The organism is Fluviicola sp. (genome assembly GCF_039596355.1).
Classification (GTDB): domain Bacteria; phylum Bacteroidota; class Bacteroidia; order Flavobacteriales_D; family Crocinitomicaceae; genus Fluviicola.
Genome location: NZ_JBCNJW010000002.1, coordinates 406,201 through 429,385, shown reverse-complemented (window position 1 = coordinate 429,385; position 23,185 = coordinate 406,201). Strand labels below are relative to the sequence as shown.

Annotated in this window: 18 protein-coding genes and 1 tRNA gene; 13 read left to right on the top strand and 6 right to left on the bottom strand. The window is 44.9% G+C overall.

Annotated features, from left to right (window positions below):
• Window positions 1-151 precede the first annotated feature (151 nt).
• Window positions 152-1,108 carry an alkaline phosphatase family protein gene (locus tag ABDV94_RS07080; protein ID WP_343605981.1) on the bottom strand — a complete coding sequence of 319 codons (957 nt, stop codon included), beginning with the start codon at window positions 1,106-1,108 and terminating at the stop codon, window positions 152-154.
• Between the two features lie 329 nt (window positions 1,109-1,437).
• Here ABDV94_RS07080 and ABDV94_RS07075 point away from each other — a divergent pair, with 329 nt between their 5' ends.
• A complete protein-coding gene (locus ABDV94_RS07075) occupies window positions 1,438-2,190 on the top strand; it encodes a LytTR family DNA-binding domain-containing protein (protein ID WP_343605980.1) in 753 nt (250 codons plus the stop codon).
• Window positions 2,191-2,304: 114 nt separating this feature from the next.
• Here ABDV94_RS07075 and ABDV94_RS07070 read toward each other — a convergent pair whose 3' ends face one another.
• The gene (locus tag ABDV94_RS07070; RefSeq protein ID WP_343605978.1) at window positions 2,305-2,895 is read right to left on the bottom strand and encodes a tRNA-(ms[2]io[6]A)-hydroxylase; all 591 of its coding nucleotides are present in this window, start codon (window positions 2,893-2,895) and stop codon (window positions 2,305-2,307) included.
• Window positions 2,896-2,967: 72 nt separating this feature from the next.
• Between ABDV94_RS07070 and ABDV94_RS07065 the strand changes: the two genes are divergently transcribed.
• From ABDV94_RS07065 to ABDV94_RS07040, 6 genes are all read left to right on the top strand, one after another.
• The gene (locus ABDV94_RS07065; protein WP_343605976.1) at window positions 2,968-4,602 is read left to right on the top strand and encodes an alkaline phosphatase family protein; all 1,635 of its coding nucleotides are present in this window, start codon (window positions 2,968-2,970) and stop codon (window positions 4,600-4,602) included.
• A 232-nt stretch (window positions 4,603-4,834) separates the two neighbouring features.
• Window positions 4,835-4,916, top strand: a tRNA-Leu gene (locus tag ABDV94_RS07060).
• 74 nt (window positions 4,917-4,990) lie between these two features.
• Window positions 4,991-6,343: a trigger factor gene (gene tig / locus ABDV94_RS07055; protein WP_343605974.1), complete on the top strand. Its 1,353-nt coding sequence runs from the start codon at window positions 4,991-4,993 to the stop codon at window positions 6,341-6,343.
• Window positions 6,344-6,519: 176 nt separating this feature from the next.
• Complete coding sequence (locus tag ABDV94_RS07050; protein ID WP_343605972.1) at window positions 6,520-8,055, top strand: sodium:solute symporter; 1,536 nt, start codon at window positions 6,520-6,522, stop codon at window positions 8,053-8,055.
• A gap of 113 nt (window positions 8,056-8,168) precedes the next feature.
• Window positions 8,169-8,831: an HAD family phosphatase gene (locus ABDV94_RS07045; protein WP_343605970.1), complete on the top strand. Its 663-nt coding sequence runs from the start codon at window positions 8,169-8,171 to the stop codon at window positions 8,829-8,831.
• Window positions 8,832-8,969: 138 nt separating this feature from the next.
• Window positions 8,970-10,112, top strand: coding sequence for a putative sugar nucleotidyl transferase (locus tag ABDV94_RS07040; RefSeq protein WP_343605969.1), 1,143 nt, complete (start codon window positions 8,970-8,972; stop codon window positions 10,110-10,112).
• 106 nt (window positions 10,113-10,218) lie between these two features.
• Here ABDV94_RS07040 and ABDV94_RS07035 read toward each other — a convergent pair whose 3' ends face one another.
• The 3 genes from ABDV94_RS07035 to ABDV94_RS07025 all read right to left on the bottom strand — a co-directional run bounded on the left by ABDV94_RS07035 (window position 10,219) and on the right by ABDV94_RS07025 (window position 13,110).
• Window positions 10,219-11,196 (bottom strand): DNA/RNA non-specific endonuclease, encoded by a 978-nt coding sequence (locus ABDV94_RS07035; protein WP_343605967.1) that lies wholly within the window; start codon window positions 11,194-11,196, stop codon window positions 10,219-10,221.
• Between the two features lie 126 nt (window positions 11,197-11,322).
• Window positions 11,323-11,937 (bottom strand): hypothetical protein, encoded by a 615-nt coding sequence (locus tag ABDV94_RS07030; RefSeq protein WP_343605966.1) that lies wholly within the window; start codon window positions 11,935-11,937, stop codon window positions 11,323-11,325.
• A gap of 63 nt (window positions 11,938-12,000) precedes the next feature.
• Window positions 12,001-13,110, bottom strand: a complete 1,110-nt coding sequence (locus tag ABDV94_RS07025; RefSeq protein ID WP_343605965.1) for an acyl-CoA desaturase — start codon at window positions 13,108-13,110, stop codon at window positions 12,001-12,003.
• 381 nt (window positions 13,111-13,491) lie between these two features.
• Here ABDV94_RS07025 and lon point away from each other — a divergent pair, with 381 nt between their 5' ends.
• The 3 genes from lon to ABDV94_RS07010 all read left to right on the top strand — a co-directional run bounded on the left by lon (window position 13,492) and on the right by ABDV94_RS07010 (window position 18,548).
• Window positions 13,492-15,912, top strand: coding sequence for an endopeptidase La (gene lon / locus ABDV94_RS07020; protein ID WP_343605963.1), 2,421 nt, complete (start codon window positions 13,492-13,494; stop codon window positions 15,910-15,912).
• A 65-nt stretch (window positions 15,913-15,977) separates the two neighbouring features.
• Entirely contained in the window at window positions 15,978-17,399 is a 1,422-nt protein-coding gene (locus tag ABDV94_RS07015) for an MBOAT family O-acyltransferase (protein WP_343605962.1), read from the top strand.
• A gap of 30 nt (window positions 17,400-17,429) precedes the next feature.
• Window positions 17,430-18,548, top strand: coding sequence for a hypothetical protein (locus ABDV94_RS07010; RefSeq protein WP_343605961.1), 1,119 nt, complete (start codon window positions 17,430-17,432; stop codon window positions 18,546-18,548).
• Window positions 18,549-18,730: 182 nt separating this feature from the next.
• Here the strand turns inward: ABDV94_RS07010 and ABDV94_RS07005 are convergent, their stop codons facing one another.
• Entirely contained in the window at window positions 18,731-19,516 is a 786-nt protein-coding gene (locus ABDV94_RS07005) for a hypothetical protein (RefSeq protein WP_343605959.1), read from the bottom strand.
• 260 nt (window positions 19,517-19,776) lie between these two features.
• Here ABDV94_RS07005 and ABDV94_RS07000 point away from each other — a divergent pair, with 260 nt between their 5' ends.
• The 3 genes from ABDV94_RS07000 to menD all read left to right on the top strand — a co-directional run bounded on the left by ABDV94_RS07000 (window position 19,777) and on the right by menD (window position 23,003).
• Window positions 19,777-20,202, top strand: coding sequence for a hotdog fold thioesterase (locus ABDV94_RS07000; RefSeq protein ID WP_343605957.1), 426 nt, complete (start codon window positions 19,777-19,779; stop codon window positions 20,200-20,202).
• Entirely contained in the window at window positions 20,199-21,170 is a 972-nt protein-coding gene (locus ABDV94_RS06995; RefSeq protein ID WP_343605955.1) for a chorismate-binding protein, read from the top strand. Before ABDV94_RS07000 ends, ABDV94_RS06995 begins: the two co-directional genes overlap by 4 nt.
• Before the next feature lie 135 nt (window positions 21,171-21,305).
• A complete protein-coding gene (gene menD / locus ABDV94_RS06990) occupies window positions 21,306-23,003 on the top strand; it encodes a 2-succinyl-5-enolpyruvyl-6-hydroxy-3-cyclohexene-1-carboxylic-acid synthase (protein WP_343605953.1) in 1,698 nt (565 codons plus the stop codon).
• Window positions 23,004-23,185 lie beyond the last annotated feature (182 nt).

The following is a 23,185-nucleotide window of genomic DNA, read 5'->3' as shown; positions in this document are numbered from 1 at the left end:
CGCATCAGCAGTCGGGTATCGAGACGGACATCTTGAGATGTTTTAGAGAATTGAAAAGTGATAATTGAGAATTGAAAATTGAAAAGAAAACTGCACTAACGCTTGTTTCTTATCGAAAACAATGCTTTCTCTCCTTTTCAAATCTCCATGTTCAATTAAACATCTCTGTCAGCACGCGCCCTTTGCCGGTAGGCATGGAGAAATGCAGGATTTCCGAAATGGTTTTGCTGATGTCAAGTTGTTCTGCACAGGTTTTGATTTCGACGTTTTTCTTGAAATCAGGCCCCATCGCAAGCAAGCTGATGTGTCTGCATCCTTCGCAACCATCGCCGTGGCTAATATAACCGTCTTTGTGTCCGTCGAGATGTCTTCCGTGGTCGTTGGTGATGAGCAGCGTCGTTTTGTCTTTCAGCTTGCTGTTTGATTGAATCAGGTTCCAGAGCTGGAACGCATAATTATCGCAATTCTGAATCGATTCGAGGTACATTTTCCAGTTTTTGGAATGGGCGTATGCGTCGGCGGCGAGTAAGTTGATCAGCATCAGGTGCGGTGGTTTTTCCCCGGAAAGAACCGTTTTTACCTGGTCGAAAGTCTCCGGATCGCCGGCATAATCGGAGCTGTTTCCGTTCGGACCGCAATACGTGCTGGGCTTGTACACATTCCACCACTTTTTGTGACGGGTATTTCCCAGAACTTCCAGTTTTCCTTTGCTGGAAATCACCCAGGCATCGAATTTGGAAGCGTTCTTTTCTTTCAGGTAATACTGGAACATGGAAGGATATTTCGGGAGTTGCTTTCCGCTGTTGGAAATGTGCTGGTATCTTCCCGTAATGATGGCTGTGTGTCCCGAAATGGTGAAAGTGGGCCCGTTGTTTCTGAAGTTACTGAACAAAACGCCTTCCTTCTTCAGGTCATTGCCCAGGTGCGGAATGTATTGGTAGGTCGAATCACCGAACGTTTCCGTGTAACGCGGCCCGTCAATAATGAGTACGATTACGTATTCCGTTTTGTATGTTTTCACCGGTGTATCGGGTGCTTTTTGAAAGTCAAAGGAACAAGTCACCAAAACACCGGTAGCAATAATTGCTGAAAGTAACAATTTAGTCATGCGTCAATTTGAGGACATAAAGTTACTTTTTTTAATGGAACGGCGGGAAACAGGATAAAATAGGTGAAATAAAATAAGTCTGTTTTTGTAACGTTTCGTAACTTTATCATTCTATAATTCAGACATCTGCTTATGATAATTCTTCGTTTTCCGTATCATCAAACCCTATTTGCGTGCAAGTTTCTGGTAAAGAGCTTTCTAGGTTTTGGTGAGGCTTCAGGAAAACGGATTCTCATGAATAGAGCAAATACATATTACAACTCTGACAAACTCCTGAAGGATAAATTTCATGAATTCCATTTCATGAGTGAACTATTTCTTGCACATTTATGAAGACGAAAAAAGTATTGATTATCGATGACGAGATTGACGCCAGGCGCGTAATTTCGAAATACCTGGAACGATATTTCCCGAATTTTCAAGTGATCGGAGAAGCCGATTCGTATAAAACGGCAGTGCAGTTGATTAATGAGACGGAAGCTGACCTGATTTTTATTGATATCAATCTCGGAGACGGAACAGGGTTTGATGTATTGGATGAAAGCGATGCCTTTGCTGCACAGATTATCTTTACAACGGCTTTCGATCAGTACGCTGTGAAAGCATTCCGTTACCAGGCGTTGGATTACCTGATGAAACCGATCGATTCGGAATTATTTGTAGAAGCAGTCAACCAGGCGCTGGATAAAGTGCGGGAACGCCGTTCCATGAGTGCCGACCAGATCATGATTTCCTATGGAAACGGTGAGCGCAAGATTTCGATTCCAACAACAGACGGCATGTGTTTTGTGCGCCTCGACTCCATCATCTGCTTCGAAGCAGATAGCTCCTATTGCAAGGTTTTCCTGGATGAGCCACGAGAAATCCTGGTTTCCAAACCATTGAAATTCTTCGACGATAAACTACGCTCGAATGTGAATTTTATTCGTCCGCATAAATCGTTCATCATTAACATGAAATACGTAGATGAATACCTGAAAGAAGAAGGTGGGTACATCAAACTGAAAAACGGGCTGAAAATTCCGATTTCCCGCCAGAAAAAAGACGATGTGATCCGCGATTTACAAACGCATTTTTTATAAAAAATAAACCGTATCCCGAAGTGCGTGATACATCGCGTACTTCGGGTGCTTTATGGAGGCTCTTGTGATCTCCGGTAAATAATGCAGCTCCTACTTTATGCTGCCGGTAACGTTTCAGCCGTGCATTGTCTCCGACTTCCCGTATTTGTCCATCAAAGAAGCCTCGAATTCCAGGAATTTCTTCCAGCGTGCATCCACATCGATTCCGGTGCCGTATTTGCGGGCAAAGTTCAGAAAGGTGATATAGTGTCTGGCTTCGCTTTCCATCAGGCTGCGGTAGAATACGCGTAAATCTTCATCATGGATTTCTTCGGATAGGATTTTGAACCGTTCACAGCTTCGGGCTTCGATCATTGCGGCGAAGAGCAACTGGTTGACCATGTGCGAGAGTTTCGGATTTCCGGAGTGTGTTATTTTCAGAAAGCCCAGCAGGTCGTGTACATACGGATCTTTGCGTTCAAAACCGAGTTGGTAGCCGCGCTCCAGGATTTTGTCGTGAACCATCCCGAAATGTTCCATTTCTTCCTTACAAATTTCAACCATGGATTTAACCATGTCCGGGTATTGCGGATATTGAACAATGATCGAAATCGCATTACTTGCGGCCTTTTGCTCACAGAAAGCATGGTCGGTCAGGATTTCCTCGATGTTCTTCTCTACAATGTTTACCCAGCGCGGGTCAGTTGGCAGTTTTAAACCTAACATAATTGAAATTTTACGGCAAATTTCGCTATTTCTGGAATTCAAACCCTAGTTTTGTTAGAATAAGTTTGAATTATGAGACGCATTACATTTCTTCTTTTATTCGGTTCCGGATTGTTTTCGAATTGCTTGTTTGCCCAGAAAGATGCCCCGAAGGTGGTGGTTGGAATCGTGGTGGATCAGATGTGCTACGATTATTTGTACCGCTTCTATCCGCAGTTTGGTAAAGATGGATTCAAACGCCTGATGGATAAAGGAACCCATTTCAGAAATGTGACGTATAATTACGTTCCGACCTTTACCGGGCCGGGTCATGCGTCGATTTATACCGGAAGTATGCCGAGCAACCACGGAATTGTTGCCAACGAGTGGTTTTACCGTCCTTTCGGAAGAGAAGTGAACTGTGTGGAAGATACAACGGTTTCTTCCGTGGGATCGGTTAGCAAGTATGGAAAATGTTCTCCGTATTTCCTGCGTTCGAATACGATTACAGATCAGTTGAAACTGACCTATCCGTCTTCCAAAGTCATCGGGGTTTCGATCAAAGACCGGAGTGCTATTCTGCCGGCGGGCCACATGTCGGATGGTTCGTACTGGTATGATTATGCAACGGGAAATTTCATTACGTCGACTTTCTACAGACCGGAACTACCTGCCTGGGTCAACCAGTTCAACAGCCGGAACCTGGTTTCGAAATACGTGAATCAGCCGTGGAACCTGTTGAAGGATTCTGTTTGCTATACGTATATCAAACAAGATGATTCGCCTTACGAGGGATTGGTTGGAGGGAAGACAAGTCCTGTTTTTCCGTATGATTTCAGTAAAGCGACTCCGGCAGAACAGTTGAGTCTGTTCACGATTATGCCAGCTGCGAATACATTCCTGACTGATTTTGCGATCAATGCACTTGCCGGAGAACAACTCGGAAAGCACCAAACAACCGATTTCCTGACGATCAGTTATTCCACACCGGATATCGCCGGACATACATTCGGGCCGTATTCCCTGGAAATGGAAGACATGTACTTTCGGTTGGATCGCGAGCTGGAGCGTTTGTTCCAGGCTTTGGACAAGCAGATCGGGAAGGGGCAATATGTGGTTTTCCTGACGGCGGATCATGCAGTTGTTCCCGTGCCTCAGTTTTTGATGGATCATAAATTACCGGGAGGGTATTTGTTCCTAAAGGAAAAAACCGACAGTTTGAAAGCCTTGTGTCTGGCTAAATTCGGTAAAAACTGCCTGAATACAATTGAAAATGACAATGTGTATCTATCAGATGAGGTACTCGGAACCGACCTGGAACCGAAAGTCATTGCCCTGCTGAAAGACGAGATTTCGAAGTGGAAAGAAGTAAAAAAGGTCTATACAAAAGAAGATTTGCAGGTTAAAACGGCCGAAAATTGGCAGCAGATGGTTGCTTCGGGGTATGATAGGGAGCGAAGCGGGGAGTTGATTTTCATTCTCCAGCCGGGATATCTGCCCAAGTCTTCTGACACGCCGGCATCTCACAGAGGAACAAGTCACGGATCGGCGTTTAACTACGATACGCACGTTCCGGTTCTGTTTTATGGAAAGGAAATCCTGCCGCAGGAAGTGTTTACACCATATGAAATAGTCGACATTACAGCCACATTGGTTCACATCCTGGACGTGCAGCGCCCGAATACGGCAGTCGGAAAACCGATGTTGGAGTTGTTCCGCAAAAAGTAGGCTTCGACTCCGCTCAGCCTACCGGATTCATTTATCACCATGTTGTCTTCGACTCCGCTCAGTCAACATGGTGACATGGTATTTTGCAATTTTTAATGAAAAAAATCGCCCGATACTTGTGTGAATTGAAATTATGACTAATTTTGTGCACCCAAATGGGGAGGATTGAACGAAATCCTTGAAATTGAAATAGATTTTATAAAAACACTTTTCAGTGTGATTATATAAATATGCGGATGTGGTGAAATTGGTAGACACGCTAGACTTAGGATCTAGTGCCGAGAGGTGTGCGGGTTCGAGTCCCTCCATCCGCACTTCAGATGGTCTCGTTGTTAATCAATGAAGGCCATTTTTTGTTTATACAAATTAAGAATTAAAAGAAAACGGAATGAACGTAACACGTCAAGAAGTTAATGCAGAAACAGCGCTGTTGACAGTGCAGGTTTCACCGGCAGATTACCAGGGAAAAGTGACTGCTTCTTTGGATAAATATCGCAAACAAGCGAAAATTCCGGGATTCCGTCCGGGAAAAGTTCCGATGGCTTTGGTACAAAAGCAGTACGGAAAAGCAGTATTGGCTGAAGAAATGAACAAATTGGTTTCAGATGCTTTGTACGCTTATGTTCAGGAAAATAAATTAGAAATTTTGGGGAATCCGATTCCGAAAGAAGGAACGGATGTGAAAGGTGATTTTGACAACCCGGGAGACTTCGAATTCATTTACGAAATCGGTTATTCTCCGGCAATTGAATTGAAATTGTCTGCTAAAAGCAAATACGATTACGTTCAGGTAAAAATCGACGATAAACTGATTGATCAGCAGATTGATGATTTGCGCCGCCGTTACGGAAAAATGTCTTCCGCTGAAGAAGTAAACGATACGGATATGATTTTGGCTCAGTTTGTTGAGTTGAACGAAGACGGATCCATCAAAGAAGGGGGAATTATGCATTCATCAACAACTTCTATGGAGTTTGTTGAAGACAAAAAAGTGAAAAAATCATTGGTAGGTAAGAAAGTTGGAGATAAAGTAACTGTTTCTGCAACGGCAATTACCCGCGGTGATAGTGATAAAGCTGCAATGCTTGGAATCAAGCCGGAAGAATTGGCAAATCACTCTGATTCTTACCAAATGACCATCAACGATATCAAGCGCATGGAGTTGGCTGAGTTGAACCAAGATTTGTTCGATAAATTGTTCGGTCCGGGTACAATCTCTTCTGAAAAAGAATTGCGTGAGCGTATCGCTGGTGACCTGACTCAAATGTTCTCCAATGACTCTGACCGTTTATTGACACGCGAAGTTTACCGTGATTTGGTTGAAAACACGCCGGTAAACCTTCCAAACGACTTCCTGAAGCGTTGGATCCAGTTGTCGAACGAGAAGCCGATCACTATTGAGCAGATCGATGCGGATTACGACAGCTACGCGAAAGATTTGAAATGGCAGTTGATCCAGGGGCATATCTTCAAAGCAAATGATATCAAATTGGAAAATGCGGAAGTGATCGAGTTCACAAAAGGATTGATCGCAAACCAGTATGCACAATACGGAATTCCGGCTCCTGAAGATGCTGAGTTGGCAAAACAAGCAGCAGGTGCTTTGCAGAACCGTGAAGAGGCAAACCGCATCTACGACATGTTGGCAGAAGCAAAATTGACAGAATACTTCAAGAATACTGTGAAATTGAACTCGAAAGAAGTTTCTTACGATGAGTTCGTTGAAATGGCATCGAAGTAAAAAATATCGTTACCGGTTAATAAGCAGAAGGGAGGCATTGGTCTCCCTTTTTTTGTGTTCCTCCGTCCGGGATTTCGGGTTCGCAAGTTCGCAATATTGCGAACTTGCGAATTCGCGAATTCACGCCCTGAATAACTGGCGGAATTCATTAACTTAGCCGGCTCGAATTTGATTCAATGAACAATACGCTAGCTCCGTGGCTTGTTGCCACCGTTCTGATCGGATATTTCGGATTGCTGATCCTCATGGCATACTTAACTTCAAGAAAGGCCGATACCGACTCGTTTTTTACCGGAAACAGGCAGAGTCCCTGGTACTTGGTGGCTTTCGGAATGATTGGAACCTCCTTGTCCGGTGTGACCTTTATTTCCGTTCCCGGAAAGGTTTTTTCGGAAGGAATGGCGTATTTTCAAATCGTTTTGGGATATGTGCTGGGCTATGTCGTCATTGCACAAATCCTGATGCCACTGTATTACCGGCTGAATGTGACTTCCATTTACGAATACCTGAACAAACGCTTCGGGATTGTGAGTTACAAAACCGGTGCGGCGTTCTTCATTCTTTCCCGCACACTGGGATCGGCTACGCGGCTTTACCTGGCTACGGAAGTATTGCAGATGTTCCTGTTTGAAGATTTGGGCGTTCCGTATTGGGTCACAACCGTTACAACAATTGTATTGATCTGGGTGTATACCTTCAAAGGCGGCGTCCGCACGATTGTATACACGGATGCTTTTCAAACGATTTTCCTGGTTTCTTCCGTGATCATCTGTACGATTATCATTGCACAGACACTGGGAGTGGATTTCTCCGGCTTGTATGATAAGATTACATCATCTTCTACAAAAGGCGGGTATTCCATGTCACGCATTTTCTTCTTTGACGATCCGAATTCACCGCTTTATTTCTACAAACAATTCTTCGGCGGAATGTTCCTGGCAATTGCCATGACGGGATTAGACCAGGATTTGATGCAGAAAAACCTGACTTGTAAATCGATCGGGGACGCACAGAAAAACATGTATTCTTTCACAACAATTTTGGTCATCACCAACTTTTTGTTCCTCCTGCTCGGGGGAGCGTTGTATGTATACATTCAATCAACCGGACTTCAGGTTCCTGCCAATACAGATCATACATTCCCAACGCTGGCCTTGAATAATTTCGGGTCGATAGCCGGGATTTTCTTCCTGCTTGGAATTACAGCATCCTCTTATGCTTCGGCAGATAGTGCGTTAACGGCACTCACTACCGGATTTTGCATCGACTTCCTGAATTTCAACAGGCGGGAAGAAGCGGAGAAAAAACGCATCAAACTATTGGTGCACATCGGATTCTCGCTCTTGTTCCTGCTGATCATCCTGCTCACAAACTGGTACGTGGATGCAACTCCGGGAACAGACCTCATCGGGTTGATCCTGAAACTGGCAGGTTATACCTACGGGCCGCTTTTAGGCTTGTTTACGATCGGAATTTTTACCAAACGAATCCTGAATGAGCGATTGGTTCCCGTTGTGTGTGTACTCATTCCTGCTTTGTGCTTTTTCATCAGTAAATATTCCCAGGCAATGACCGGTGGAATTTTACAAGCCGACGGAACATATCATGGTGGATATATTTTCGGGAATGAGCTGCTGATCCTGAATGGTTTATTGACCTTCCTGGGGCTTTGGCTGATTTCCAAACCCGGAAAATCCGTTGTGACGGCATAATATCATTGCTCCCTAAGCGTTTTAAAGGCTGAAGATTAAAAAAGAACGAGACTGCCTTTGATGCTGAAAACAGCTAAAAACAAGATCGTTTATAGACAAACTTAAAATGTCATATGAGCAACAAACCAAAAGCCTTTTTATTCGACCTCAACGGTACGATGGTTGATGATATGGGGTATCACCTGGAAGTATGGGATCGAATCTTGAACGATGATCTGAAAGCAGGATTGAGCAGGGAAGAAGTGAAACAGCAGATGTACGGAAAAAACGGCGAATTGCTAGATCGCGTTTTCGGGAAAGGCGTTTTTGGCGAAGAGCAGGTCAAAGAAGTTTCCAAAAAGAAAGAAGAGTTATACCAGATGCTGTTTCGTCCGCACCTGAAACTGATCGATGGATTGGAAGTGCTATTGGAGAAGGCATACCGGCATAAAGTGTCTATGGCAATCGGTTCGGCGGCCATGCCTTTCAACATCGGTTTCGTCATCGATAATCTCTTTATCCGTCATTACTTCAGTACCATCGTGAGCGCGGATGATGTGGTTGAAAGCAAACCGGATCCGGAGGTGTTTCTGAAAGCTGCCATGCAATTGGGCGTTCTGCCGGAAGACTGCGTGGTGTTTGAAGATGTTCCCAAGGGTGCCGAAGCAGCGCTAAACGCCGGAATGAAGGTGGTGATTGTAACAACGACCCATGCTCCGGAAGAATTCGAAAACTACCCGAATGTCTTGTTTTTCATTTCAGACTATACCGACCCGAGATTGAACGAACTCTTTTAAATTGAGAATTGAAAAGTGAAAAGGTTGTTGAGTGGCTTGTGGTGAGTTTGCGGAATGAAGTCGAAACACCTTTTTCACTGTTCAATGCTCTCTTCATATTGTGAATTTCCGTACCTTCACAGTACCAATATCAATGAAATGAACATCATTCTTCACGACAACGGTTTACACCTTCGTTTTGCGCCGCTCACTCTGACAAGACCGGTCGGAGATTTGCGGGTAGGGATTTTAACCAACAAAGAACGTTGGGAAAAGTGGATTCCGGAAGCGGTGGTATCGTTTCAAACGGAAAAATACATTTCGAAGAAATTTCCCCGGGAGTCGGGTGGGCTTGAAATAGAAGTCAATGCGGCGATGATCCCGAGTGAAGCTCTTGCGGCGGCTATTTTGCACCTGGAAGACAACCAGGTATTGGTTTCCGGAGATACCTGGATTGCCCGCAGAGGAACCGGTGCGGAAAAAATCACATGGACTGAACAGCATCCGCTGGAACTCAAACAGCGTTGGGATTTATTCCATTTGAATGATGAAGTCCTGGTGGCAGATTATTTCCTTCTGACCGGAGGCCGTGAATCGCAGCATATTTCTGCTTCCAACACGATTATAGGAGACCCTTCCTTGATTTTCATCGAAGCCGGAGCATCGGTTGAAGGTTCTTTCCTGAATACGACTTCCGGCCCGATTTACATCGGGAAAGAAGCTGAAGTGATGGAAGGTTCCATGATCCGCGGGCCGTTTTCGCTCGGAGAACATGCGGTGGTCAAAATGGGATCCAAAATCTACGGAGCAACAACTGTAGGGCCATACTGTAAAGTGGGTGGCGAAGTTTCCAATTGTATCTTCCAGGCTTATTCCAACAAAGGACATGACGGTTTCCTGGGGAATTCACTGGTGGGGGAATGGTGTAATTTCGGTGCGGATTCCAATACCTCCAACCTGAAAAACAATTACTCTATGATCCGCTCCTGGTCTTACGAAGAAGGTCGTGAAGTAGAAACCGGCTTGCAGTTCATGGGCGTTTGCATGGGAGATCACAGTAAATGTGCTATCAATACGATGTTCAATACCGCAACGGTTGTAGGGGTTTCCTGTAACGTATTCGGTGGAGAATTCCCGAAGAAATTTATCCCGTCCTTTTCCTGGGGAGCTGTAAACGGAACCGAGTTATTCGATCTGAAAAAAGCCAAGGAAGCAGCCAACGCGATGATGAACAGACGCGGGCTGGAACTCACGGAAGGCGATTTATACATCTTCGATTACCTCGCGAAACACGGAGGATAGAATCCCTCATTTGCACCATTTCAGAAAGTACAATCCGGATTACGGGATCAGATATTCAAAAAGCGCAGGATGTTCGTCCCGCGCTTTTTATTGTTGGTTATTGTATTTAATTTCCGCCATGTTGCGAGCAAAGCCCATTTTGGCTTTTTGTCATGCGCTTGCACCGGCTTCCTGCCTGCGTTGTTGCAGAACATTGCACCGACGTAGCCTCTTTTGGTTCTGAAAGTGTTTCGCTGGATTTTCCCCACGACCAGCAATCCAGGCACGCTGTTTTTTCAAGGGCATTTTCTACGGCATCAGGAAGCAAAGGAAAGAAATCGATACCGGTAAGTTGCTCCACACTGTCGATCGAAACGGCAAATGTTTTCAGCTCTTTCTGCGAAGCTGCATTCGGAATAATGAAACCGATTCCCTTGATTTCCGGTTCGGAATAATCCAGGATCACTTTGTAATAATATTCCGGAACGGAAACGGCATTCGGCCCGATTGTTTTCAATCCGGGAGTGAGTACGGGGCCGGTTACGATGTAAATCTGTTTATTCTCTATGGCCCAGTTGCGAACCAATTCTTCGGCTTTCTTCCAGATTCCGCGGTTGAAACTTGGTTCCTGGGGACTCATATTGCTGTAATAGAAACTTTCGGCAATCGTTGTTTCCGACCAGCCCATATCTGCAGCAGGAGCCAGGTGTCCGCGGTCATACCCGGATTTTTCGTAATCCTTATCAGTAGCAGATCCGGTCGTGACCATCGGGTCGACCATGAATTTATCCGTACGGTCGTATTCGTTTCCGGTTTTCGCCTCGGTGAGTTCATAAGCCACCCATTTGGCCTGCTCGTGTTCTTCGTTGTAAACCAGCGAATAAGCGGTGTGTTTCACAATGAATTCTTCGGGTGCGGTTGTTGGGATTTCCAGTCCGGCAGTAATGTTAGAAGCCGGAAGCAATGTACCCGAAGGAACACTGTCCGGGGAAATGGAAAGCATTTCAGTACGAGCCAAAATGAGTTTTCCATCGTGATCTCTGCTCTGTTGAGCCCAGGAAAATTGAAAACAACAGGTGATAAAAAGGGGTAGAAATGCTTTCATAGGCACATAAGTGATAAAGATACAAACCTACCAATCAAAACGATTCAAATCAAGCGTATTTACCACAATTTTGGCTTTTCGGAAAACCGTTGAGTGCCTTTCAGGATGAGAGAAAATAATCAGGAATCAGGTTTCCTGCAGGTATAGTTCTTTCGAAACACGCACCCGGATTTCTTTTGCAACCTGGTTGATTAGCCAATTGGGGCCGCGGAGCAATTTGGAAACTTTGGGTTTGTTGCAGTCATCTATTTCCGTTTTCACATGTTCGGATGACTTCCCTTCTTCGATCCACTGCTTGATAAAAACACCGTTTTTGTACAAAGATGCACTCACGGAAAAACGCAAAGAGGAAGCATAAACGTAAGCAAGCGGATAATTGAAACCACAGCTGTCAATATAACTCTGGCGTTCGATGGTTTCACCCAGGTGTATGGAGCCAATCTTCAGGACATATCCTGCAGTGTCCGTTTGGAGCGTCACGTTGTTTTTATTCAGGTGATAAATCAAATCCTTATTGAAACGCTCCGCAATTTGAGACGTAGAATAATCGTGGGCGTATTTCGGGGAGACAACCGCTTCTGAAAAATCGTACGGATTAAACGGTGGAAAATGGTCTTCCGGGTAAACAGAAGCATTGCTCAGTGTAATGAACTGAACGGGAACTTCGTGCGGAAGTTTTTTTCCTTTCTTACAGGAGGCAAGAAGAGTGCACAGGATGAGCAGGTAGGAAAGCCGTTTCATGAATGAAAATTTGGTTTTCCTGCCGGAACAAATTTAATGCCAGTTGTTAAAAATTAGTTAACACTAAGCCCGTTGCTGCACAGAAACCGGTTTTCCCAATTGATACAGAAAGGAGAAATGCGAGTTGACCGCACCCAGAAAAGTTCTGTTTTCAAGATAGGGAATGCCAAATTCTTCGGCTGTTTCTTTTACAATCGCTGCAATTTCGGGATAGTGAACATGTGAAATGTATGGAAACAAATGATGTTCTACCTGAAAGTTCAATCCGCCGACATACCAGGAAATCCATCTGCTTTTGCGTGAAAAGTTCGAGGTGGTCTGGAGCTGATGAATTGCCCAGTCGTTTTCAATGACTCCTTCGCTGTTTGGCAGCGGATGACTGGTTCCTTCAACGGTATGCGCCAATTGAAAAACCAATGCGAGGATAAAGCCTGCAATTCCGTGCATCAGTAAAAATCCGTAAATGGTACAATTCAAAGGCAGCCCTGCCAGGGCAACAGGGACATACAAAATGGTAAAGAAATAGAGTGCTTTCATCGAAACGATCTGGAGCAGTTTGCGGGCATGACTTTTCTTTTCTTCGCAAAGTGAAAGGTGTCTCCGGTATTGAATGAACTGGACGAAATCTTTGAAAGTGACCCAGTACAACGTGAGAATCGAATAAAAGAAGACCACGTAAATAAATTGAAAACGGTGGTACGCCTTACGCTCCGAATGCGGGCAAAAGCGCATCAACAATTTATCATCGATGTCCTCATCCATATCCTTGACGTTTGTGTAGGTGTGGTGGAGTACATTGTGCTGCATTTTCCAGTTACAGACAGAACCGCCCAACAGATTGAGAGTGTGCCCCATGAAATAATTCAATGTCTTGTTTTTGGAAAACGCCCCGTGGTTCGCATCATGCATCACACTCATCCCGATTCCTGCAAGAGCAAATCCCATAAAGGACCAAAGAAGCAACTGTGTCGAATGAGCCAGTGACATGGTTAGTAACGCGACAAAAGGTGCAAGATAACATACTAAAAGTGTTATTGCCTTGATGTAGAGTTTGCGATTTCCCTGTTTTTTGATTTGCCCTCCGCTAAAGTGGCTGTCAACGCGTTTTTTGAGTGTCGGAAAGAAGTGAGCCATCTCTTGCTTCTTCCATTTCACTGAGCCTATTTCACTCATTTAAAGATGTAGTTTAGGTCACAAGGTAGGTATAATAAACCGGGATATGGTCATGAAATAAGAACCGGGGCAATCCTGGCTTCTGAAAGTAGTTCTCCCGGAATGGTTTATGCATTTGGAGACTAGTTGTTTAAAGCGAAGTAAAGCAACATGTTGCGCTGAAAACTTTATTTAAAGTTCACAAGAAGCAGGTATATTGATCGTATTTTGCACAGGCATTGAAGTGGTTTTGTATGAAATTGTGTGATCATGATGCTGTCATTTCGTCAGGGTTTTTATCTTGGCATACGGCTTGACAATCCACAGTATCGGAATTATTTTGAGTAGATTTTCCAAATCAACCCAAACTCAATGACATTTTGACGTTAAAAATACACATACATGAAAGATTCATTCGACAATACCATTATAGTTACTTCCGGAGAAGAAGATGCAGAATTTTTGCCCTTGTTGTCACAAGACGACGAAGACAATATGAATAAGGAAGTTTTTCCGGAAGACTTACCGATTTTACCGCTTCGCAACAACGTACTTTTTCCGGGGGTGATGATTCCCATTACCATCGGTCGTGATAAGTCTCTGAGATTATTGCAGGACGCAAACAGTGGAAAGAAAATCATCGGGGTGGTTGCCCAGATTGACCAGGAGGAGGAAAACCCGGAGTTCAATGATTTATATAAGGTTGGAACGGTGGCGCAGATTGTGCGCCTGCTGAAAATGCCGGACGGTTCTTCTACGGTCATTATCCAGGGGAAAAGACGCTTTGAAATCACGGAACCATACCAAACAGAACCTTACATGCGTGCGAAAGTACGCTTCCTGACAGAAGTTCTCCCGGAGAAAGATGACCAGGAAATGGAGTTGTTGTTCCGGAATGTGAAGGAACTGGCACTTCAAATCATCAAAGACAGCCCGAACATTCCTTCCGAAGCTGCTTTTGCAATCGGGAATATCGAATCGCCGACCTTTATGGTGAACTTCATTTCTTCCAACATGAATGCAGATGTAACCAAGAAGCAGGAATTACTGGAGGAACTGGATTTCCGCAAGCGTGCACGTTTGGTGGTAGAACACCTGACACTGGAGTCGCAGCTGCTTGAAATGCGCAACGAGATTCAGACCAAAGTGCGTTTGGATATGGACCGCCAGCAGCGCGAATACTTCCTGCACCAGCAGATTCGTACCATCCAGGATGAATTGGGGGATAACCCGCAGGAACAGGATGTGAAGGACATGGAAGACCGTGCTGCCAAAAAGAAATGGAGCAAGGAGGTTTCCAAACTCTTCTACAAGGAATTGTCCAAATTGCAGCGCATGAATCCGCAGGGAGCGGAATACACCGTTCAATTGAATTACCTCGATACCTTGCTGGATTTGCCGTGGAACGAATATTCCGAAGACAACCTCGATCTGAAGCACGCAACGAAAATTTTGGAGCGCGACCACTTCGGATTGGAGAAAGTGAAAGAACGTATTTTGGAATACCTGGCCGTGTTGAAACTGAAAGGAGACATGAAATCGCCGATCTTGTGTTTCTACGGACCTCCGGGAGTAGGGAAAACATCTTTGGGGAAATCAGTGGCAGAAGCTTTGGGCCGAAAATACGTCCGCATGTCTCTGGGAGGTGTGCATGACGAAGCGGAAATCCGTGGACACCGCAAAACATACATCGGGGCAATGCCTGGTCGTGTGATGCAGCATTTGAAAAAAGCAGGTTCTGCCAATCCTGTTTTTGTACTGGATGAAATTGATAAATTAGGCAAAAGCAATCACGGAGATCCGTCTTCAGCCTTGCTGGAGGTATTGGATCCGGAACAAAACAGTGCTTTCTACGACAACTACGTGGAAACGGAATTTGATTTGTCGAAAGTGATGTTCATTGCTACGGCAAACAGCCTGGCAACGATCCAGGGGCCTTTGCTCGACCGGATGGAAATCATCGAAGTGAACGGTTATACGATCGAAGAAAAGATTGAAATTGCGAAGAAACACTTGCTTCCGAAACAATTGGAAGCGCACGGGATTACGAAAAAAGACCTCGTTGTAGATCGTAAAACACTGGAGAAAATTGTTGAGAACTACACGAATGAATCCGGGGTGCGTGGTTTGGATAAAAAGCTGGCAAAATTGGCACGTCACCGTGCAAAACAAGTGGCTTTGGAAGAATCATTCACCGAGAAGATTAGTATCGACGAACTGACCGAAATCCTGGGAGCAGGACGTGAGAAGACCAAATACGACAATAACGACGTTCCGGGAGTAGTAACCGGTTTGGCGTGGACAAGTGTAGGAGGCGACATCCTGTTTATCGAATCTTCCCTCACGAAAGGAACCGGGAAACTCACTTTGACCGGAAACCTGGGAGATGTGATGAAAGAATCCGCAGTGATTGCACTGGAGTTTTTGAAAGCACACAGCGATTGGCTGAACCTGGAGCAGGAAGTGTTTGATACGAAAAACGTACACATCCACGTTCCGGAAGGAGCCACTCCGAAAGATGGGCCAAGCGCCGGAATTACGATGCTGACTTCCCTGGCGAGTTCCTTCTCCGGAAGAAAGGTAAAGAAAAACCTGGCGATGACCGGAGAAATTACCCTGCGTGGAGAAGTACTTCCGGTGGGCGGGATCAAAGAAAAAATCCTGGCCGCAAAACGCGCCAACATCAAAGAAATCATTCTGTGTGAACGAAACCGGAAAGATGTAGAGGAAATCACGGCAGACTATGTGAAAGGACTCAAATTCCATTACGTGAAAAAGATGAAAGAAGTGCTGGATCTGGCACTGGAAAAGAAAAATAAATAAGTGAAAGCTTCCGTCGACTGGCGGAAGCTTTTTTGTATCTTCGGACTCCTAATAAATTCTGAAGAGTGGTCTTTAGCAGTGCAATATTTCTTTTTTACTTTCTGCCTTTTTTCCTGCTGGTTTACCACGCCGTGCCGAAAGTGATGAAGAACTGGGTGATTTTCACCTTCAGCATCCTGTTCTATACCTGGGGAGCGCCGGTTTTTGTTTTCATGCTCCTGGGAACCTCTCTCTTGGATTTTTTACTGGTGCGAACCATTCACCGCTCGGAAACGGTCCGGAAAAAGCGAATCCTTCTGATTCTCTCGCTCTCAGTGAATCTAGGTCTTTTGGCCTATTTTAAATATTCCAATTTTTTTGTCGAAAACACGAATGCGTTCCTCAATGCCTTGGGCTTCAGTCAGATTTCCTGGACGAAGGTCGTGATGCCGATCGGGATCTCGTTCTTCACTTTTGAATCGATTACCTACACGGTCGATGTGTATCGCGGAAAGCACGCCCCGCTGAAGAGTCTGAAAGATTATTTGCTCTACCTGCTGGCTTTCCCGAAGCTGATTGCTGGACCGATTGTGCGTTTTCAGGAAATTGCCGATGAGGTGATCGAACGGAAAGAAAACATCGATGAGAAATTGATCGGATTCTACCGTTTTTGCATCGGTTTAGGAAAGAAAGTACTGATTGCAAATGTCATGGCGGAGCAGGTGCGGGAAATCTTCCAGGGTGATCTGGCTCACATGAGTACAACAACTGCCTGGATTGGTATTTTGGCCTACACCATGCAGATTTACTTTGACTTTTCCGGTTATTCGGACATGGCGATCGGTTTGGGAAAAATCATGGGATTTCACTTCCCGGAGAACTTCAATGCGCCTTACAGTTCAAAAAGCATTACCGAATTCTGGCGCCGCTGGCACATGACTCTTGGAAACTTCATGCGTGATTACCTCTACATTCCGTTGGGAGGAAACCGTGTTTCGAGCAAATACCGTTTGTATTTCAACCTGGCATTAGTCTTCATTTTGTCGGGCTTCTGGCACGGTGCTTCCTGGAATTTTATTATCTGGGGTGCTTTTCATGGTACGTTCCTGATCCTGGATCGCATTTTCCTGCTCAAAGTATTGGGGAAACTGGGAGCGTTTGTCGCTATTCCGTTTACGTTTGTAGTCGTCATGATCGGCTGGGTGATTTTCAGTATCGAAGATCTGGGCAAAATGAGTACCTACCTGTCCAAATTGGTTGAATTTTCTTCCGGAACAGATGTGATAGTACTTCCGGGCTTTTGGCGGATTCTTTGGGTTGCGGTGTTCTTTGCGTTTATTCCGGCTTTGCGTTCCGGTCAGCGTGTGCAGGATTTTGTATTCAACCGGAATACCTATTCGATGCGGATTCACGGGATTTTCCTGTTTCTGGCTGCGGTCTTGTTTCTTTTAAGTGCCAGTTCGGTTGTTTCTTCCGGATTCAATCCGTTTATTTATTTCCGTTTTTAAATGAAGAAGGAGCAACGAACATATCGACGATTGAAACAATTCCTTTTCGGAGCGGTGGTGGGGTTGCTTTTTCTCCCGATGATTCAGCACAAGTTCCGTTTTTTTGAGGAAAAGCCGCTTTTTGGATCATATACACTTTCTGAAAAGCCCCCGTTGAATAAGGAGAGCTGGTTTCTGGGGAAATACCAGGAAAAACAGGAAGTATATATCAATGAGCATACAGGCTTTCGCACAGGCTGGGTGCGTCTCTACAACCAGTGGAATTTTTCGCTGTTGCGCAGGGTCAGTACTTCCGGAGTAATTGTAGGGAAAGAAGACTACCTCTACGAAGAAAACTACATCCGGGCCTATTACGGAATGGATTACGTGGGACAGAAGCAAATTGTTGAAATGACCCGGAAACTAAAGGCACTTCAGGATACACTGGACCGGAAGGGAATCACACTGTCGGTGATTTTTGCTCCGGGAAAGGCTAGTTATCATCCCGAATTCATCCCGGATCGGTACCATCAAACGCGGAAAGTGACCAATTACGAAGGATATCGAAGCCAATTTAAAAAACAGGCGATCCGTTACATCGATATGCATCAGTGGTTCGAATCGATGAAGAAAACGACACCTCATCCCTTGTTCTCAAAAACTGGAATTCATTGGTCTGCTTATGGGCAATACCTCGTTGTTGATTCCCTGACAAAGTATGTTTCGGATGTTTGCAACTACGAAGTCCCGCATTTTGTGTTGGAAAAGATGACTGTTTCTAAAATCCCCGAGCGTGACGATGACGACATTGTGCGGGCGATGAACTTGTTTTTCAAGGTGTCTGACCTGGAGCTGGCTTACCCGTGGTTTCACCCGAACCGGGACGTAAAGAAAACAGATCCGAAGGTCTTGTTCATTTCCGATAGTTTTTACTGGGGACTTTTCAATTCGAATGTGTCTCATTTCCTGTTCAACGACGGGGAGTTCTGGTATTACAACGAGCAGATTTACCCGGCTACTTATACCAAAGAAACTTTGGTGAAGGATCAAAACCTGGATCAGAAACTGAAAGAAAACAAAGTGGTGTTTATCCTGATTACCGATGCGAACCTGTATCATTTCGGTTTTGGATTTGTGGAGATGGCTGCGAAAGCATATGGGGTAAAGTAGGAGTGATTTTACCAACAATTTTACAAATAATAAAATGGTGTAAAAAGTCTATTCTCACTGAGATACAGCCGTTCTTTGTCCCGCGAAACCGATTCCTGTTCAACCTCCCCAAACAAAAAACAAGAGATCCGTTTTTCACAGACCCCTTGTTTGATTTAGGTAGCAGGTAGAAATTCATGCATTTATTCGGTGGATGGTTTTTGCGTGTTTTCAATAACAGGAACACCCGGAGTCGGTGGTTCTTCCTGAATGACCTGTGGAGCAACTTCTCCTTCGATCAGGACGTCTCCCGTAATCTGGTGTATCGGAACTTCGCCGGTTTTTAGCTGGCATTTTACGGCTTCTGCCTTCAGGGTAAGCACCAGTTTATTTCCTTTTTGGAAGGATTTCAATCGTTGCTCTGAAAGCGTGTCCGGTACGTGTTTTTTAGCCTGGTAAATCAAATCGAATGTTTCGTTTTTCAGGTCTTTTTCCTGTACGACGAGTTCAAAGTTTCCGTGTTCGTCCGTGAGGCCCTTCAAAATGGTTTTTCCGCTCTGTTGGATTTCAACAGGCGATTTTGCCAGTGGTTTTCCCGTTTTTTCATCCTTCAGCTGTCCGCTGATGGTCATCGGGAACTTTAATTGATTGAATGCTTTTTGTTTCACAACAGTTGCATCGCCGGGAGCAGACTCACAGGAAGTGACTACCGGACCCAAAAATCCAAGTATACCCAATAACGATAATCCGACACGGTAAGAAGCACCTGACAATGCAACATGTGAAATTTTAGAACTGATTTGATGACTTTGGAATATGCCGCAAACCTTTCCGGGACTTGTTGTGATCGTTTGATGAATTTCCTCGTTGGTTTTCTGACGAAAATCGTGGAGTACTTTTTCACAACTCTCGCAGTAGTAGCCCCCGTCACGCTGCTTCATCCGCTCGTGGGATTGCTTACAGGGTAGTGACATGATCGGTTTGTTCATAATCGCGTAGTTTGATGAAGTGAATGTAGTGCGTTAACGCATTCGTTTTCAATAAAACATGTGAACGGTAGTTTTGTTTTATTGGTATGTTTTAATCCGGAATTTAAGAGAACATGTTTTTTCAGATGGAAGCTTTTCCATCGGTCAATTGGAAGATTTCTTTCTTTAAACGAAAAAAAGTAAAATCTGTTGTTCGACTCGCCCGATAAGTAGTAATTTTAAAGGTTCAAATTAATGGCCGGATTCGGATTTATTCAGGTATGAAAAAGTTAAATCAAATTTCGTTAGAACAAATCAATAAGTATTCGAATAACACCCTGCTGGGGCATTTGGATATCAGATGTGTGGAAGTTGGTGAAGATTACATTGTGGCAACCATGCCGGTTGATCACCGTACGCATCAGCCGATGGGACTGCTTCATGGCGGAGCAAGTGCAGCGCTGATCGAATCAATCGGTTCAATCGGTTCAACCTTGCTGATTGATTTGAGTAAAGAAGCTCCTGTTGGAATTGAAATCAATGCAAACCACATCGGCAGTGTGAAAGAAGGAAGCGTGAAAGCAATCGGTAAGATTGTGCATGCAGGTTCGCGAACACACGTGTGGCAGGTCGATATTTTTGATGAAGCTACCGGCAAATTGGTTTGTACCGGACGTCTAACCGTAATGATCGTACCAAGAGCGTGAAAGATTTAGTAATTTACCGCCTGCCGCAGGAACAATTTCCCCAAATCAAAAGAGGAGAATTTGCGGTATTGCATGAAGCCGAAAAACCGTTGGGATTTGTGGTGTCTGATTTTCTGCACGACCGCATTTTTCATTTTCGGGAATCGAAAGAACAGGAAGCGGAGTTTGACTTTCATTACCGGGAAGAAGTTCCGGTTGTGATCTCCCGCCGGGATTACCAGATCGAAGCACAGGCCTTTTTGAACTCATTTCCCTTGTTGGGTGTTGAAAAAGGTGTGTTCTCACGCGTGAAGGCCGTTCCGTTTGAAGGAGAGAAAGCCTTCGACCTGTTCCGTGCACTGGAAAAAGCCTATCCCAATGCATTCTGTTACCTGATCTCATCCGCAGAATTCGGAACCTGGATCGGTGCAACCCCTGAATTGCTGATGAATCAACAGGGAATGGTCTGCAAAACGGTCGCGCTTGCCGGAACACATGGTGAAAACGAAGAGCACGACTGGACTCCGAAAGAACTGGAAGAGCACGCGTTTGTGGTCGATGCAATCAAAGAAACGCTGGAACGGAACGAATGTGTGGAAATCGAAGCAAACGGGCCGTATGTGGTGAATGCCGGACCGGTACAACATTTGAAAACAGATTTCAGAGCATTGCTCACCCGTCCGAATGCCTGGTCGATTGCTTTGGATTTACATCCGACGCCAGCCGTGTGCGGAACTCCGCGTAGAAATGCGATGGAAGCCATTGCTACCCGCGAAATGCATGACCGCGGACTTTACACTGGTTTCATCGGATATTTTGAAGAAGGAAATACCAACCTGTTTGTCAACCTGCGTTGTGCGCAATTGACGAAGGATAAGGCTTTTTTATATGTTGGAGGAGGTTTTACGGTAGATTCGATTCCCGATTTGGAATGGGATGAAACGGAACATAAAGCGGAGACGCTGATCCGGGTGATGAAGCAGATATAGCTGTGCTGATAACATGTTCAAACGTTCAATGGTTCAAAGGAGTAATCGTTGATTCGCCTGCAATCCTGAACCTTTGAATCATATAATTGAACCTTTTGAAGGCTTTTAACCCTGAAAATACACTAAATTTACGGCATGATTTCGAGTGCAAAGTTGGAAGTTCAACTGCTTGTTGACGGATGTAAAAAAGTAGGAGTAACGCATGTGGTGATTTCCCCGGGATCGCGGAATGCCCCGCTGAGTATTGCTTTTGATGAAGATCCGCACTTCACAGTTCTGGTTGTTCCGGATGAACGTGTTGCTGCGTTTTATGCATTGGGAATAGCACAGAAACTGGGAAAACCGGTGGTAATTACCTGTACTTCGGGATCGGCTCCGCTGAATTACTATCCGGCTGTTGCAGAAGCGTTCTACCAGGGAATTCCCTTGGTTGTGATCTCCGCTGACCGTCCTTTGGAATGGGTGGATCAGGGAGACGGGCAAACCATTCGCCAGGAACGCGTTTTTGACCGCATGGTGCTGAAAAGTGCCCAGTTGAACGAAATTCATTCCGACAGTCAGCGCTGGTACTTCGAACGAAATCTTTCGGAAGTGCTTCAAAGCTGTAACGGAGCTGCGAAAGGCCCTGTGCATTTGAATGTTCCTTTTTCCGAACCGCTTTACGAAACGACCGACCAAATTGAAACCATCAACAATTGGATAGAATTGGGCGATGTGGAAACAATCCTTTCCGGGAAAAGCAAAACCCGTCTGAAAGAAATCTGGTCGGTATCCAATAAGCGTTTGATTATCGTGGGGCAGCATCAGAAGGATGCCGCGTTGCAGCAAATGCTGGAAAAACTGGCTCTGGATGGTTCAACCGCAGTGTTGGTTGAGCACACGTCAAACATGTACAGCCCGTACTTTGTTTCCACGATAGATCGGACATTGAATATCCTGCCGGAATCAGAAATCGGTAACTTCCACCCGGATTGCATTGTCACGATCGGTGGAGCAGTCGTATCGAAGAAAATAAAAGCCTTTCTGCGCCAGTCGCAGGCACCTGTGATCCGTTTCGGAATGGACTTTCCGTTTATGGATACCTATAAACACTTGTCTTTTTCAGCGTTGGTTTCTCCATTGGAAGGACTTTCATACCTGGCGGAACTGACTGCCGAAACGCCTCATCAATCCCGTTTTGGATTTGGTTGGAAGAAAATAGATCAATACGGCTCCGATCAGCAGCGTCCCATTTGTGCGAGTCAGCCGTGGAGCGATTTACGTGCAATGGAGTTTGTCATGGATGTGATTCCGGATCACTGCAACCTGCATATTTCAAACAGTTCGCTGATCCGCTATGCTTTGTTGTTCGATCCGATCCAAACGGTAACTTATTGGTGCAACCGCGGAACCAGCGGAATTGACGGAAGTAGTTCAACGGCAGTCGGGGCAGCAGTCGCTTCACCGAACGAATCGCATTTGCTGGTAACCGGTGATTTATCCTTTTTCTACGATTCCAACGCGTGGTGGAGCAAGCATTTGCCCGAGAACCTGCGGATCGTTTTGATCAACAACGGGGGAGGAGATATCTTCAACATCATTCCCGGCCCGAAATCCACAAATCAGTGGAAAAAGATCTTTGTTGCGGAGCAGGAATTAGCTGCCGAAGCTGTTTCGAAATTGTACGGAATGGAGTATTTCAGCGCATCTTCATCAGAAGAACTGGATGCGTGTTTGGATGCATTCTTCGGTAACAGTGAAAACGGGAAGCCGAAATTGCTCGAGATAAACACGATGAGCCAGAATAACAGTGCGGTGCTGGAAACGTATTTCAAGTCATTCATTAAAAATTGATACTTCGACTTCGCTCAGTATTATAGTTTGAGAATTGACAATTGAACAAGGAAAATTCACTAACGTTTGTTTCTTATCGAAAACTACGTTTTCTCTCCTTTTCAATTATCCATTTTACATTTTTAATTGAAATTATTGGGTCTGTGTCAGTAAAAAAGAGAGTCCAAGCTGCTAAAAACTAC